Origin of the sequence: Saccharothrix sp. NPDC042600, from assembly GCF_040647305.1 — a bacterium.
Taxonomy (GTDB): Bacteria; Actinomycetota; Actinomycetes; order Mycobacteriales; family Pseudonocardiaceae; genus Actinosynnema; species Actinosynnema mutabilis.
Map to the genome: position 1 here is coordinate 79,649 of NZ_JBEZBW010000009.1, position 14,721 is coordinate 94,369.

13 protein-coding genes are annotated in these 14,721 nt (G+C 61.6%); 5 read left to right on the plus strand and 8 right to left on the minus strand.

What is annotated here, in order from left to right; translation table 11 throughout:
* Positions 1-114: 114 nt before the first annotated feature.
* The 4 genes from AB0A74_RS09550 to AB0A74_RS09565 all read left to right on the plus strand — a co-directional run bounded on the left by AB0A74_RS09550 (position 115) and on the right by AB0A74_RS09565 (position 4,344).
* Positions 115-1,098, plus strand: a complete 984-nt coding sequence (locus AB0A74_RS09550) for a DUF932 domain-containing protein (protein ID WP_358248379.1) — start codon at positions 115-117, stop codon at positions 1,096-1,098.
* 64 nt (positions 1,099-1,162) lie between these two features.
* Positions 1,163-2,218, plus strand: coding sequence for a DUF4192 domain-containing protein (locus AB0A74_RS09555; protein ID WP_358248380.1), 1,056 nt, complete (start codon positions 1,163-1,165; stop codon positions 2,216-2,218).
* 160 nt (positions 2,219-2,378) lie between these two features.
* Positions 2,379-2,597 (plus strand): hypothetical protein, encoded by a 219-nt coding sequence (locus AB0A74_RS09560; protein WP_358248381.1) that lies wholly within the window; start codon positions 2,379-2,381, stop codon positions 2,595-2,597.
* Between the two features lie 61 nt (positions 2,598-2,658).
* On the plus strand, positions 2,659-4,344 hold the full coding sequence (locus AB0A74_RS09565) for a recombinase family protein (protein ID WP_358248382.1): 1,686 nt from the start codon (positions 2,659-2,661) through the stop codon (positions 4,342-4,344).
* Between the two features lie 259 nt (positions 4,345-4,603).
* On the opposite strand, the gene AB0A74_RS09570 is transcribed toward AB0A74_RS09565, so the two are convergent.
* Both AB0A74_RS09570 and AB0A74_RS09575 read right to left on the minus strand, forming a co-directional pair.
* Positions 4,604-6,367 (minus strand): ATP-dependent helicase, encoded by a 1,764-nt coding sequence (locus AB0A74_RS09570; RefSeq protein WP_358248383.1) that lies wholly within the window; start codon positions 6,365-6,367, stop codon positions 4,604-4,606.
* Positions 6,364-8,085 carry an AAA family ATPase gene (locus AB0A74_RS09575; protein WP_358248384.1) on the minus strand — a complete coding sequence of 574 codons (1,722 nt, stop codon included), beginning with the start codon at positions 8,083-8,085 and terminating at the stop codon, positions 6,364-6,366. The genes AB0A74_RS09570 and AB0A74_RS09575 overlap by 4 nt, the downstream gene beginning before the upstream one ends.
* 1,780 nt (positions 8,086-9,865) lie before the next feature.
* On the opposite strand from AB0A74_RS09575, the gene AB0A74_RS09580 reads away from it, so the two are divergent.
* The gene (locus AB0A74_RS09580) at positions 9,866-10,396 is read left to right on the plus strand and encodes a sigma-70 family RNA polymerase sigma factor (RefSeq protein WP_358248429.1); all 531 of its coding nucleotides are present in this window, start codon (positions 9,866-9,868) and stop codon (positions 10,394-10,396) included.
* A gap of 821 nt (positions 10,397-11,217) precedes the next feature.
* Here the strand turns inward: AB0A74_RS09580 and AB0A74_RS09585 are convergent.
* The 6 genes from AB0A74_RS09585 to AB0A74_RS09610 form a co-directional block, all read right to left on the minus strand.
* Positions 11,218-11,571: an Lsr2 family protein gene (locus AB0A74_RS09585; protein ID WP_358248385.1), complete on the minus strand. Its 354-nt coding sequence runs from the start codon at positions 11,569-11,571 to the stop codon at positions 11,218-11,220.
* 10 nt (positions 11,572-11,581) lie between these two features.
* A complete protein-coding gene (locus tag AB0A74_RS09590; protein WP_358248386.1) occupies positions 11,582-12,376 on the minus strand; it encodes a radical SAM protein in 795 nt (264 codons plus the stop codon).
* A gap of 19 nt (positions 12,377-12,395) precedes the next feature.
* Positions 12,396-12,881: a hypothetical protein gene (locus AB0A74_RS09595; protein ID WP_358248387.1), complete on the minus strand. Its 486-nt coding sequence runs from the start codon at positions 12,879-12,881 to the stop codon at positions 12,396-12,398.
* Positions 12,874-13,470, minus strand: a complete 597-nt coding sequence (locus AB0A74_RS09600; RefSeq protein ID WP_358248388.1) for a hypothetical protein — start codon at positions 13,468-13,470, stop codon at positions 12,874-12,876. The genes AB0A74_RS09595 and AB0A74_RS09600 overlap by 8 nt, the downstream gene beginning before the upstream one ends.
* Positions 13,467-14,039: an ATP-binding protein gene (locus AB0A74_RS09605; RefSeq protein WP_358248389.1), complete on the minus strand. Its 573-nt coding sequence runs from the start codon at positions 14,037-14,039 to the stop codon at positions 13,467-13,469. The genes AB0A74_RS09600 and AB0A74_RS09605 overlap by 4 nt, the downstream gene beginning before the upstream one ends.
* A gap of 263 nt (positions 14,040-14,302) precedes the next feature.
* Positions 14,303-14,599: a hypothetical protein gene (locus AB0A74_RS09610; protein WP_358248390.1), complete on the minus strand. Its 297-nt coding sequence runs from the start codon at positions 14,597-14,599 to the stop codon at positions 14,303-14,305.
* Positions 14,600-14,721 lie beyond the last annotated feature (122 nt).

Below are 14,721 nucleotides of genomic sequence, written 5' to 3' on the forward strand. Positions count from 1 at the left end.
GCCCACGTCCTGGCCGCCCGCCGGCATGGGCGGACGGCCAGGAAAGAGCCGCGCGCTCTTCACCTTCCGGCGGTCACAACCGCTACCCCGACAACGCCCCGTAGGAGGCACGTCATGTCTGCTGACATCGAGTCGATGTTCAGTGTCCGGGAGATGCCCTGGCACCGCGAAGGCGTGGTGCTGGAGGATTATCCGTCCAGTTGGGCCGAGGCCCGCACTCTCGCCGGACTGGACTGGGAGCCGCAGACCGAACCGGTCTTCGCGCTTGACGGCATCGACGAGGACGGTACGCCACGCTACGAGCCGATTCACGGCTGGCAACGCATCGTCCGCTCTGACACCCACGCCACCTTGTGGGTCAACCAGGACAGCTACGAGCTGATCAACCACGACGCCATGGGCGAGATCGTGGAAGCCGTCTTGGCCCAACCCAACGTGAAATGGGAAACCGGCGGTGTCCTCGACGACGGCCGCGCCGTCTGGGTGCTGGCCCTGCTCGATGAACCGATCGAGCTGCCCGGCGACGACACGGTCACGCTGCCCTATCTCGCGATGACCACCCGCCACGGCAAGCCCGGTGCTTGCACCCTGCGCGCCACGGCGGTGCGCATCGTCTGTGCCAACACCTTCCGGGCCGCCGAGCTGGAAGGCGACCGCACTGGCACCACCTTCAGCTTCCGGCACACCAGGAGCTGGCGCGACCGACTGGACGAAGCCAGGCAGGCTGTCACCGGCGCCCGCCGGGAGATGACGGCCTACGTGGAGCTGGCACGGCAACTGCTCGACATCCGCGTCACGCCACAGCAGCGAGAGCTGTTCGTCACCGAGTTCATCCCCCTGCCGCCCGACGGTCTGGTGACCGACCGCGTCGTACGCAACGTCGAAGATGCCCGTAAGGCGCTCCGCGACATCTTGGTCTCGCCCACCACGGTTGGCATCGCCGACACCGGCTACGGCCTGGTGCAGGCCGCGGGTGAATACCTCGACCACGTCCGCCGCGCCCGCAGCTGGGAAACCAAGCTCGGCCGCACCTTGATCCGGCCTGAGCCGCTCAAGTCAAAGGCCCTCACGCTCGTTCGTGAGCTGACCAACGCCTGATCTGTTTGTCCACCCCGCCCGGACCAGCCGGGCGGCTGGTCCGGGCTCCTTTCAAGGAGCCCTCATGCATCGCGTTGTCCGTGTCAAAGATCTGAGCGACCTGGTCGCTGCCGTTCCGTCGCTACTTGGCTTCTACCCCACCGATTCGCTCATCGTCGTGGTCCTGACCGGCCCCGACCGCAACCATGTCGCGATGACGCTGCGCCTCGACCTACCGCCAGCCGGACAGCGGCGCTCCGTCGTCACGCAGCTGCTTGGCTTTCTCCGGCAGCATGACGACGCGGCCGTCCTCCTGCTCGTGGTCGGTGGTCACGACGAACCGGAACCAGCCAGCGAATCCCCGCCACAGCGTGGCTTGGTGCGCATCGTGAATGAAGGCATGAGCCGCCTGGCTCTGCCGGTAGCCCACCGGCTCTGGGCGTCCACCATTGCCACTGGTGTCCGCTGGCAGTGTTACGACGACTCCAGCTGTAGCGGCATCCTGCCCGCGCCCGACCCGACCGCTATCGCCGCCGAGACCGTCGCCGCCGGCCGCATCACCTACGGCAGCCGCTCGGAGCTCGCCAGCCTCCTGACCCCCGATGACGAGACGACGCTGGCCCTCCGAGCCGAACGCATCGAGCAGCTGCTCGCCGCGGCACCACCAGCTGATCGATCCCGTCCCGATGAAGCTACGAGCCGCGCCCTGCGGCAGTTGTTCGGCGCGATCGACGCCATGCGGCGTGGCACCTTCAAGCCCAGCAACGCGAACATCGCCCGGCTCGCCGTCGCCCTCACCGGCTACGAAGCCCGTGACGCCTGCGTCATGGCGCCGACAAACGAACGCGCCGCCGCCGCCGAACAGCTCTGGCTCACCCTCACCAAAGCGGTGCCAGCGCCCTACCGCGCCGAGCCGGCGTCACTGTTGGCCATGTCGGCCTACCTGCGGGGTGACGGTGCCTTCAGCGCCATCGCACTCGATGCCGCCCAGGACGCCGACCCGGATCACCGTCTGTCCGGCTTGCTCAGGGACGCGCTGAACGTCGGCCTGCCAGCAAGCCACTTGGATGCACTGGTGGCCGGATTTGCCCAAGCCGCTGCCCGCCTGCTTAGCGCTCCCGACGGACTGACGGATCACTGAACAGGCGGTCATCCGGGCTCCGTTCTTACGGGCCGGAGCCAGCGGCTTACCGGAGGGCTTAGGGCCCAACTCACCACCTGAGGAGGCTGCCCAACGGGCCTCCGACCCGGGATGCACGGCTCACGCTGTGCATCCCTTTTATTTACCACAGGAGTCACGTATGCAATTCACCCCCGAAGACATTCACAAGTACCAAGATCTCTGCCGGACCTACTTCGACGAGGAGATTGACGAGGCAACCGCGATCCAGGAGATGCACAACCTCATCTACCTCGTCGCCCTCATCTACCACCCGCAAGCGAAGGATGAACTTGCCCGACTACGCAAAACCAAGGCGGGCAACCCAGATGATGACAAAACCATCGCTCATGCCTCATAGTAGATCATAGAAAGTCCGCCCACTCTCAAGGCGTTGAGCATATAAACGGAGGAACCAATGAGTGAAGTACATCGGCCACGCGCGCAAATCGAGCGAATCCGCCGAGCGCCAGATCCTGTCAATCAACGACCAGGTGACAGCCATTCGGAACAAATTCACCGACCTCGACATCATCGATATCATCACTGAGAGTAAAAGCGCCTTCAAACCCTACAACCGTCCCGCGTTCGACGACATGCTGGACCGCATTGAGCGGGGGGAAGCTCAAGGGTTGGTCGCATGGCATCCGAACCGGTTGTCCCGCAATGAGATCGATGCGGGCCGAATCATCTACCTCATTCGCAGCGGCAAGTTGCGCGATCTCCAGTTCGTTACGTACACGTTCGAAAACACACCTGAGGGTATCTGGATGCTCCAGATGTGGCTGTCCCAGTCGCAGTACGAGTCGGCCAAACTCGGCCGCGAGGTCAAGCGCGGTCTCGACACCAAACTCCGCCAAGGACACTTTCCACACAAGGCCCCACCCGGATACGTCAACTCCGGCCCTTCCTCCATGAAGGGTGAGCGCTACGTCTATGCCGACAAGGAGCGGCTCCCCCTAGTGCGTCGCGCCTTTGATCTAGCCCTTACCGGCGCCTACACCACGGCTGAGATACACCGCGAAATGCTCAGCTGGGGGTTCACCACCGTCCAGCACGGCCGCAAACCCCGGCCAATCACGTACGCCCAGGTCCACAAGATGCTGCGCAGTGTCTTCTACACCGGCTACTTCAAGCACGGTGGCGAACTCCACAAGGGTAACTACCCTGCCATCTTGACGATGTCAGAGCACGAGCAGCTTCAGCGCATTCTAGGCCGACAGCGCGATGATCGGAGTCACCGGCTGACGCGCCGCGAGGACATCCCGTACAGCGGCCTCCTGAAGTGTGCCTGCGGTCTCACGATTACCCGGACGGAAAAACGCAAGTACTACCGCGGCACCAACCGCACCGCGCGCTACCTGTACTACAACTGCACTCGCAAGAGCACTCGTCGCATCAAGTGCCACCAGCCGCGGATGTCCGAGTCACAACTCCAACAGGCGCTTGAGGAGAAGGTATCCTCGTATCGCATCCGAACCGAGTTTCGCGATTGGGCACTGGCCCGCCTCACAACGTACTTCGAGACGCGCACCCGACAGGATCAACACATCCACGACTCTCAGCAGCGCGAGGTCGCCCGTCTGCAAGACAAGCTTCAGGCCCTGGTCGATATGCGTGCTGCAGGCGAAATCGACGCCGAAACCTTCGGCGCTCAACAAATCACTTACAAGAAGCGTATCGCCACCCTGACACAGACACTTAGTCGCGGTGCCGATACCCGGCCCGCATCTCTGGCGGCAACAAAGCACCTATTCGAGGAGCTTGCGCAGCTGGGCGATCGCTTCCGTGAAGCAGATCCGAGGACGAAGCGAACCATCCTAACAGTCATGGCGGACAGAGACTCGAACCTAGCCCTGAGGGACGGAAAACTGGAACTGCAAGCCACGAAATGGCTTGCAGTGATCCACGAGGCTTACCCGTTACTCGAGGCTCAATACCTCGCGACTCGAACCTCATATTTTGGCTCCACCAAGGACAGATTGGCCACTTTGGCGGGAATAATTACTATTTGGTGCAGCACAGTTGACACTGTCGCCAACCTCATTGAGGCCGAAGTGACTCAGGGAAGGAGAATTCTTCCGTTACGCCCGAAGGAGTCACGATAGTGACGAGCAACGTGACAATTCTACGATAACACTCAGCCCACTTTTATACAACGCCGTCAACCACTTAGCGGAATGACCGAACTCAAACCGCCGCAAGGTTTGCCAGAAGCCTGTGCCAGCTGTCAACAAATGTCGAGGTACTGACGAATTTCTGACTAATGACAGACTGACTCTGATTTACCGACTGCGATCTCATGTAGCCCCACGCCCACGGAGCCACCACTCGTGCGACTCAGCCTAATTGCGCGGGTTGACCCAGCTAGATAAGTCCAATTTCCCGCAGATACCGACTGGGTTGCACATCCCGTCGGTTGTTACGCTTCGTCAACACCCAGCGCGAGTAGAAAATCCGCAATTCATTCCGCGCCCTGGTGATCGAGACATAAAATTTACGGCGCTCCTCGTCGAGCTGACTTGTTGTTTTTGATAGCCAGCTCGGAATACTTTCTTCGTCTGCGCCCACCAAGAGCACGATGTCAAATTCAAGTCCCTTGCTCGAAACCGTCGTAGTCACTTCGACTCGGTCGACCTTCCGGGCTCGCTCGGCGAGCTCTCGCACCGATGCATTTCGGAGATCCCCTGTCGTCAGGGCGGCCTGCATCCGTCGTACTTCCAGGGCGTCGTCGGCCAAGGCCACCCGGTCGAGCGCGGAAGCAAGATCGAGAGCAAGGAGGTCCGAGACGAATGAGGTCGCGGGCTCCTGGGTCCGATCCTGGTAGGCCATCAGCAGCTCCACCAGGGCGACGTCGTCGTCCTGCGTCCATCGTGACCCGCGGATGGTTCGCCACCGCCACAACAGGTCACCCAGCCGATAGTGGCTGCGTTCCCGGCCAAGGGCGGCCCACGCGGCCACACCCTCAATGAAGCCGGTCACCAAGCCGAGACGGTAGGTTTCCTCCGTATCCCTAAAGAATGCGGGGATACCGTTTGCACGGAGCAGCTCGGCCGCTCGGCGGCACTGCTCCCGCAGTGGGCATAGAACTGCGATTTCGTGCAGTGACACACCGCGCCGGGCCCCGTCACGCACATGCTGCACAACGTGACGGTATTGATCTTCCATACCGCCGGGACAATAAGTTGCCGAGGCTTGCCCACCCTCGCGATGGCCAGTGATAGGTGCCTTGCCTCGGCGCATCAGGTTGGCGATCCGAATGAGTTCTTGGCCGCATCGATAGTTGTGTTCCAGCTCTACTGTCGCCACATCAGGCTGGCGAGCCAGTTGGAGCAGGAGCTCTGGCTTGGCACCGTTAAATGCATACACCGCCTGCTCTGGATCTCCTACCGCGAACAGTTCCGAGTTCGAAAGGTGGTCGAAGCAGAGCGCCTTCACCAGGCGGTCGAGCCCCGGCGGAAGATCCTGATACTCATCAACATAGATATGCGGATAGGCAGCTGTCAGCACCTGCCGGATCGAGCGATGCCGTTCGACAAGCTCAACGGCGGTGGCAACGACGTCGAGGAAGTCGTACAACCCCTGATCCCGTAGTTTGGCCTCGTACAACTTAGCGGCGAGCTGCACCTCATCACTGTGTCTCGCCCAGTCCTCCGCACTTGCCAGGCGTTCACGATTGATCTTGATGGTTGATCTGACATTCCAGATATCAGCCCCATAGGGAAACGCCTCGTCGATCGCTTCCTCGTACGCTTTGTCGCACTGCTGCTTGCTCGCGATGGTGATGTTCGCAAGCTCTGGACGCCCAATCATCGTGGCATACGGCTCGATGATCTTGCGAAGCGCGAAGCTGTGCACGGTACCAACGAACAACGTTGGTCGATCTTCAACGCCGAGCAACTCGACTCGCCGGCGCAGTTCGTCGGCCGCAGCGTTAGTCAGGGTGATACAGGCTGCACCCTGCGGCTTCTTGATCTTGTTCGCCACATCGAAGGCCAGCCGGGTCGTGAGTAACTGCGTCTTGCCGCTACCCGGTGGTGCCAGGACGACACAATGCCCTTCAGTAGTGAACGCCTCCCACTGGCGTGCGTTGGTTTGGAGCTGGCCAACCGATACGGATAGCGCACTCATCGGCCCACCAAGTAGTCGAGCGCGGTAGCGATGTACTCGGGAGGATGGACCAGACGAAGCGCCAGCCGCTGCGCGTAGCGTCCCTTGCCACCGGCGTTTTTGATCATCTTCATGAAGGCGTCGTGTCCCGGGTCTCGCCCGTTCCACGCCTCGACGGTCGCGGCTGAGGGCGACTTGCACAGCTCTGTCAGCGTCCCGAAGCACGACTCGATGTTGCGCGAATCAGCGGTGAGCAGATCGTGCTCCAAGGTGCGCTGACCCACGAAGATGCCGTGCTCGTGCGGACTCCCGGTCTTGCCCAGAGCGGCCATGAGGGCAGCAGCACGCAGCTGCCCCTGACTCTTGCCTTCCTTATCAATGTCTCCATCAGTGAAGATCGCCCACGGGATACCGAGGGCTTCACAGAACTTCGCGTACGCGGTGAAGTGGGTGCCATGGATCGCGCAGACAGAGATACCGTGCTTGTCCAGGTTGATATCAATCGCCTCAGCCAGCTTCGGTACGAGCACCTGCTCAGCGAAGCCCTCAACGAGCAAAACGCGACGCGCGAAGACCAGCTCGGCGCGGGTGGCGTCAAGGTACCGGGCGATGTCGTCCCACTCGGCGTGGTCCAGGTCCGCGGTGTGGGCTTCGGCCGCGACGGTCCTGCCTTGAACGGTTCGCAACACCACCAGGCTCCGCGGGTCGGCGACGCTGGCGATGTGCGGTGACTGGGTAGTGACGAGCACGGTGCTGGGATGCGTCTGCTCGTCCAGCAGCCGTCGGAACACCAGGCGCTGGAGGTGCGGGTGGAGGTGGGCCTCCGGTTCCTCGATCGCCATCACGACGTGTGCGATGTCTGAGTCGTCGAGAAGGCGGGTGTCGCGTCCCAGCTCGTGCAACACCAGGTAGAGGACGTTGAGGGTACCTAGGCTTGCGCCGCTAAGCGGGCGGCGCGCGTCCCCGTCGATGAAGAGGCGCATGTTGCGGATCAGACGCAGCGGATCGTCCGGCGCCACGGCGAGCTCGGTGTCAACGGCATGGTTCTCGCCGACCATGTCGATCAGCCTCTGGCCGATGTTCCCGCCCAGCTCTCTGACGACATCGAGCTCGTTGAGCTTGGTGTTCGCCTCCTTCATCGCGTTTCGAACTTCGCCCAGGTCGTCATCCGAGGCCGCCGACGCCGCGCCTTGAAGCAGCGCCCGCAACGGCGAACGCCGCCAGCTTTTGATGTCGGCCTCTACGTCGCGCAGGGCGTGGAGGAACACCAAGTAGAGGTAGCTCCGCACGTCCGCAGGGATGGAGCGCTCGCTGTCGTTCCCGCCGTAGACCGTTCCGCGGTACTTCTGCTTGACGGTCAGGTCGCCAACATCAACGGGCGCGAACCGGTACGTCAGGCGGGCACGCATCGGATCCTCGGCGAGCAGCGCATCCTTGAGGGCCGCGATCAGCCGCTTGTCGTCCTCGAACTCCACGATGTCGATCGAGGCTTCGATGACGCAGCCCTCGGCCATCGGGTCCCAGTCGTCGGAGCCGTCCGAGAGACCGTCCCAGAAGTCCTCCCGGGTCAACTGGCGGTCTGCGTACGACAGACTGCCGTCCAGGATCAGGCGCAGCGCGTGGAGGAGGTTACTCTTGCCCGCACGGTTCTCACCGACAACTACGGCACCAGGAAGCAACCGAACCTCGACATCCGCGAGATTGCGAAAGTTCTTCACGGCCAGTCGATCGATGTGCATAGTTCTCCAGTGCTATTGATCAAGTATACGCGAACGAGAATCGTTCCCGAACTAAACGGCTGACGATTCGGCTGCTTGCAGCGTGATCGATCTACGGTCCCGTGTCGTTACCGCGCGACACGCCTGCCGACCAGCACATCCACTCTTATTACGCCAATCGGGTACAACCGAGCTAGATGTGTAACGAACCGGCTCTAGTGTGGCGGGCGTCCAAACACGAAAGAAGTAGCTTCACCTGGCGAGCCGGCCCAGCCGTCCCCGCGCCGCACGCTGACGCGGACCCGCCAACGGGCCAACGGGGATCCCGACGATCACCGGTGAAGTGCGTTTGAGGTGCGCACCGCTGGTCGTACCCTCATCGCTCGGCCTGGCCGTCAATGTGGGACAGAAGCTAGACAGGCTCGTGGAGCGGACATCTGCGCACTCAAAAGCTTCGCGCCGAGGCTGCACCCCTGGGCTGTGGCGCCCAGCCTGATGGGTGTGGCCGCCTGCAAGGAGTGGCCCGGCGTGAGCGGGGGTTGCGACATGAGCCGATCTTCACGTTCGGTGTAACGACTGTGGGCCACGACCGATAAACGCCCAGGGTGCCGCCTACTTCGGAACTGTCGCCAAAGGCTGGCAATTGCGAGATATTTGCGACTGTGAGACCTAGGGACGGGTTAGCTCCGTTGGGCGTTGCTCGCCCGTGAGGCTCACTGTGCGTTACCTAACGACGTTTGTCGTCCATTGGCAACGTCTTTGCGCAGGTAGGCGGCCAAGTGCCGGTCTGACGTTTTAGGCAGCGAATTGCATTCGTCGCGTAAGCACCCTGCCGTGGAAGCGCTCTCCTAGACGTAGGACCATTCACTCGACAGGGGTCGATTTGCTGACCGAAATCAAGCTGTGATTGACTTCGCGGCGACCAGCTGCATCCGCGGCCGGTCGTACAACTCCATCTGCTCACCCTGGACGATCGGTGGATCTTGCCGACGGCCGGAACGCACCTCGTCCGCGGGGTGGCCTGCCCTGCATGGGGGAGGTGAAATGAGCAGCAACCCCGGTTCCAATGGCGGTCCAACGCCGGAGCAACCCGAGGACAAGCCGGTGCCGCCGAAGGCGGAGACGGAGCGTTCGAGGGGCGACGGTGCGCCGGAGGAGCAGGAGGCCCAGAAGAGGGAGCGATGGCGCAAGTTGTCCAAGGCGGCCCTCTCCTGGGCGCTCCGAACCGCCGTCACCTGGTGGCTTAGCAACCTCTAGCCAGGTGGCGACCTGCTCAACTGCACGTACAGAGGTGGAGGTGAGGCCTCGCCGGGTAGTGGGACTGCCATCCCGCTGCCCGGCACCACATCCCGAGATCACCTCAGGACCGTCCTCCCGCCTCTGCACACCCGGTCATAGGTCAGCCTAACGGGGCTAACCCACACTGACCCTGAAAAAACACGTTGTGCCTGGTCACAGGACCAACGTTACGGAGCCTTCAGTGACCAACGTCCTTGATCGAGAGCTTACGGCCGTGCCAGCGCAGCCGTCGGCTGCTCGCACCCAGGTACCTGGTCCTCCTGAACCCCCGTTCGAGGACCGCGCCAGCGATCTCTTCACCCGCTCTGGACTTGCCGCACAGTCAGACAGGGCTCTTGTCGCAACCTTGCAAGCGGAAGGCTTCGACGGACCGGAGTATCGGGAGTATATAAATAGCGTAGCCACCTACGCCCTGGCGGTCGTAACGGCGTTCATCCGCTCACGCCGGATCTTTCAAGAGAGCGCCAAACTTGGGCGCTCAATCGCTGTGCCAGACTGGTTCGTGCCCGAGGACGCAGATGAGTTGGCGACAGAAACGGTTGCCGAAGGGCTGGCCCTCTTCCAGAGGCAACTCAGGGACGGCCAGTGGGACCCTAACCACGGGGCGTCGCTGACCACTTACGCGATCGGGGCCTGCATCCGATCTTTTCCCAATGTCTTTCGACGCTACGCGCGCTGGCACGGAAGCTGGTTGGATCACACGCGCGCGAGCGGCATTGTGGCGGATGAGTTTTCCCAGAGGGCGAACGCGACGCGTTCTGCCGAGGATGCTGTTATTGCAACACACTCATTGTATTCGGCTTTGGCGAATCTAAGTCGGGTTAAGCGACAAGTCCTGATCCTGAGTGCCGAGGATATGCCGCATAGGGAGATCGCGCAGTGCCTAGGGATGTCCACTAGGGCGGTTGAGGGCCAACTGCGGCGAGCCCGCGCTGAGCTGCGGGAGCGGTTGAGCGATGGCGAGGATCGCCGATCGACTGACCGGAATTGGTCCGCATGGCTGCTGCATGAGCGTTGCTCTGTCGGTCGCTGATCCGTCGAGCCCGAGGCGAAGGCTAAGGTCCGTCCAGTCCCTCAGTTGGTTGACGTCGCGGCCCGGCGAGTCGCACTCGCGCCTGAGGATCTACCCGCCGTCGCGTTGCTGCGGCACGGGTACTTCGGCGACGTTGCAAGCCGACGACCGTCAGCTGCACATGCCCGTATCCCTCCGGCGAGCGCCGCTCCCTGCCCAATCCTCCAAGGGCTGGTCCGCGAGGCCATACGCCGCGGCTACGACGTTCGTGCGGCACCCGTGCTGCGGCATCGCTACCACGAGTTTTACAACTGGAAGACGCGAAGTGCCACTACCAGGGCTACCTGCGCCGTGACGGTGAACTCAACGTCGTCATCAAGGAGTTCGCTGTCACCATCACCATCTTCCAGGCGCACCCCGAGGCAACCTGCGAGCGCAGCGACTGGCTCGTCCTGGCCCTACCTGCGTACCAGTCCAACGGTCGTCAGTACCGCTGGAAGGACGGCAGGCGCCGCACCGTTGCAGCAGTCTGACCGCGGTCCAACCCGAACTGGAACTACGGGCCGATGAAGCCGAACAGGTACGCCTGGCGGCCGAGCAGGAAGCCGAGGGACGGCAGCTCCTACGAGAGCAAGCTATGGAGCGCGCCCGAAAGCTGGCCGAACAGGCCAACTACGCCGGTGTCCTGCGCCAGCAGGCTGTCGACTGGCAGACCGCTCGCCAGAGCAAACGGCAGTACTAGCCGGGGCCGCTCAAGCAAGCATAACGATCGCCCATCGCGACGATTCGCCGTTACTAAGAAGGTGGCTGAGTGACCAAGCCAGGTCCATCGGAGCGACTGCTCACCGGTGTGCTGCCTCGAACTCCTCGATGATGTTCACTGGGATACGCCCGCGGTCGGCCAGCTCGTAGCCGTTGCTCCTGGCCCAGTCCCGGATCGCCTTGGTCTGCTCCTTGGTGCGGGCTTCAGGCACGACTCGGCGCGTCGTGGTCGCAGCTCGACGCTTCGCTCGGCCGCCGCTCCGACGAGCGCCGGCTACGAAGTCGGCCAGGTTGTCACGGAGCATCTTGGCGTTCTCCGGGCGCAGGTCAATCTCGTAGGTCACCCCGTCCAAACCAAATGAGACGGTTTCGCCGTCGTCCGTGGGATTGCCGTCAAGGTCGTCGATGAGCTGGACAAGCACTTTCTGAGCCATGCCGAGCACCTTACTGGTCGAGGGGCCGATCATCTGCAGGGGCCCGACGTTCTTCCAGCGGTACTGACGACCGTTGGACTATGCGGCGAGATGGCCCGCGCCATCCTGGAGCGCCCGATCGAAACCGAGCTACACCATCTTGGAGGTACGCGTACAACCGATCGAGTTCTTCGCCGGTTGTGAAATCTTCAAAGAGGTTCTTACTCATTCCCTTGGGAATGGTCGTCAGAATCTTAACCTTCTTCGCCCCGAATATGTCGCCCGTGTGGGCGATGTAGTTGATCACTTTCTTGTTTCCACCCATGTATACGCAGATGACCGAGAGCGGAATCCCTTCTTCGGCCACGCGCGAGAGCCCACGGATGACCTTCTCGTACTGACCGCGAATCTGGTTGTGCTGGCGGCGAGGTCCGTCCACGGTGATATCGACGTAGTGCACCAGATCTCGTAGACGTGCGGCTGCTTCTCTCGTGATGAAGCTTGCATTGGTGGAAAGAACAATGCGCTCAAATTTGCCTTGGGCGTGCTCGACGACCTTCCAGAAGTGCTTGTAGGCCATCGGCTCTCCGCCTGAGAAGATGATGCGCCTCATGCCGCTCAGCTTGTCGACCATCTCCAGCAACTCGTCTAGAGAACGGGACCTGATGCCCGGCGGTTCCGAACAATAGACGCACTTGAAGTTGCAGTTTCGGGTGAGCTGGAACGTAAGGCTCAGCGGAATATCCATCCCGCTGACAAGTGTAGATGTCGGGGTATCTCCTGCGGTGAAGATCTGGCGCTCATCGTCGAACGTTACTGCCGACACCGTACCCTCCTAGATTGCTTCAATTCAGATACGCAAGCAAGGCTGGACAAGCCCGCTCAACGCCCGAAGGTGGCTCAGCATCAAGCTCTCCATAGACGGACGTCAGCAGGAACACTGCTACCTCGGCCTTATGCCTACCGACCTGCCGGAACTTCGTTAGCTTCGACATCACCTCCTCCGCGCTGGTCGACTGACGCCAAAGAAGCCGCGCATCTCCGTCGTATTTGCCACACACAACCTCAGCGGCTTCGAAGATTGCGCGTGACATGGCGGACGTAAAGGGGTGAACAGCCGGAGCCTCCTGGATGAACAGGGCGAGGTCGCTGGCCGACCCCTCGGCAAGGTGCTGCGGAGCCATCGACGTTCGCTCCGACAGTCTGGCCACGCCACGCCACGCTAGTTCACCCGAAATGTTCTGGTTCAGAATAATACCAACCAGAAAGAGGAACGCACCGTTCTCGGTTGCAGCATTAGGGAGCTTGCCGTCCGGCATCCAGTCAGGCATGGGGAGCCCTCTTTGTGCACACTTCGGCAATGATCCGGCCAGCGATTTGGTCACAATCAGTCACTACTTCATTGTAACAGAACAGGACTTCGCCAGAAATTGGCCGGCACCTGCTCGCGTAGGTGATGTAGCCGAGGATCTCAGCCTCCGAGGAGATTGCTTCGGAGAGGCGGGTTTGCGTCGTCCGACTAGCTCTCCTGGTGGCGAGTGCGGCTGCCGAAGACTGCAAGATGATAAGCAAGTCAGGCCTCCGGAACCGCTCGTTTAGGTCGGCGACCACCTCAACAGGAACGCCGTCGAGGCAGTGAAACACGAACGATGAAAGTACGTACCTGTCCGTTATCACCACCTGTCCTCGCTGAAGCGCAGGCTCTATGACGTCGCGGATGTGGCGAGCACGATCGTCGGCGATAAGTCTGGCGAGATCAGCGCCTCTATAATTCTGTTCGTTGCCAAGGTCAAAGGCATCGGTAGGCTCTTTCGTGAACACCCAGTCATGCGTATCGGCAGAACGGGATCGCAACTGGGCTATCACGGTGGACTTGCCAACATACTTCGGTCCTTCTATGGCCACGAGAAGACCTGTCACGAGAGCCACCCCTTTTCCTGCAAGCGACCGATGACATAGGGAAGCTGCCGATCGAGGCCGTGGGGAAGTGTGTCGTACTCGGCACCGACGGCGGTCAGCCATCCTCTGATCGCCTGTTGAATCTCTGCACGGTAGGCCACGCTTGGAACACGAAGCTTGTCAGCAGACATGTCCATCGTGAGATCAGGCTCCGACAGGAACACATGGTCGTACGTGGACATCCACTCCGACGCAAAGGTAGCGATCGCACCAATTCGCTTCGAACTCGCCACGCTATGGTAGGCGAAAATGTCGGGCATGCTCCGGTCGCAAAGAACCAACGCGAAATCTGCATGCGTCTGAGCCTCTATCTCGGCCTTCACCTGAGCGGCGATCAGCCACGCCGTGCTCAATTCGTTCTGTTCTAGGTTGAGGACAAATGGGCACTCTCGCGCAATCTCGCTAATAACCCGCAAACGCGACGGGCGTAGCACCTTCTCCAACTCTGCGATGAGCGTCGTCTTGCCGGTGGAGTGCGTCCCTGACACGAGGATTTTTGGGCATTGGCGTCTGGCAACTATGCGCTCCATGATGCCACCCCCTCGCAGCCAGCATGTATCGTCTATACATCGCGGCGAGGCTGCGATCTGTTACGCGAAGGGCTCCGCAACCTGGCCTGATTGCCGGGCGACCGTCAAGCTCACACCAGCTTTGGTACTAGCTGTTCGACTACATCCACTCGATCCTTCCTGTTGAACCGTGAGGCGCTGGGCGCCCTACAGATCTCACCTCGCTTCATAGCCAAGTCCCGGGAAGGAGGTGGTCATGGCAAAGGCGATGTTCGTCGCAGACGTCATGACACTCCGTCCGTCCAAGGCTGCAACTGGCTCGTGGCCGCAGTTCCGCCGGCCGGAAGTTCAAGATCGGTGCCAGTGGCCGTCCCGGACTGCTGCCCGGTGCCCTTGGCGACCAGAACCCGACCGAGCTGCATCAGCTCCTGGCCGAGCTCGTCTTCGATCTCAGCCAGCGGCACTGAGTAGGTGGTGGTGCCGCGGCCGGCGGCCTCGTCCATCAACCGCGCGATGTAGCGGCCCAGCGCAGTATTGACGCTCGCCAGCCGGGCGAGGAACAGCAGCTCGTCCTTATCCATGACGACTCGCCTGTCGGATGTCCGCGATGAGCCTCCTGGCTCTGCCGTAGCGCGCCGCGCTGGCGCTGGTGTCCAGCAAGCGGAACCGTTCGAGCAGCTGTGCGCGCTCAGTCGGCACATCC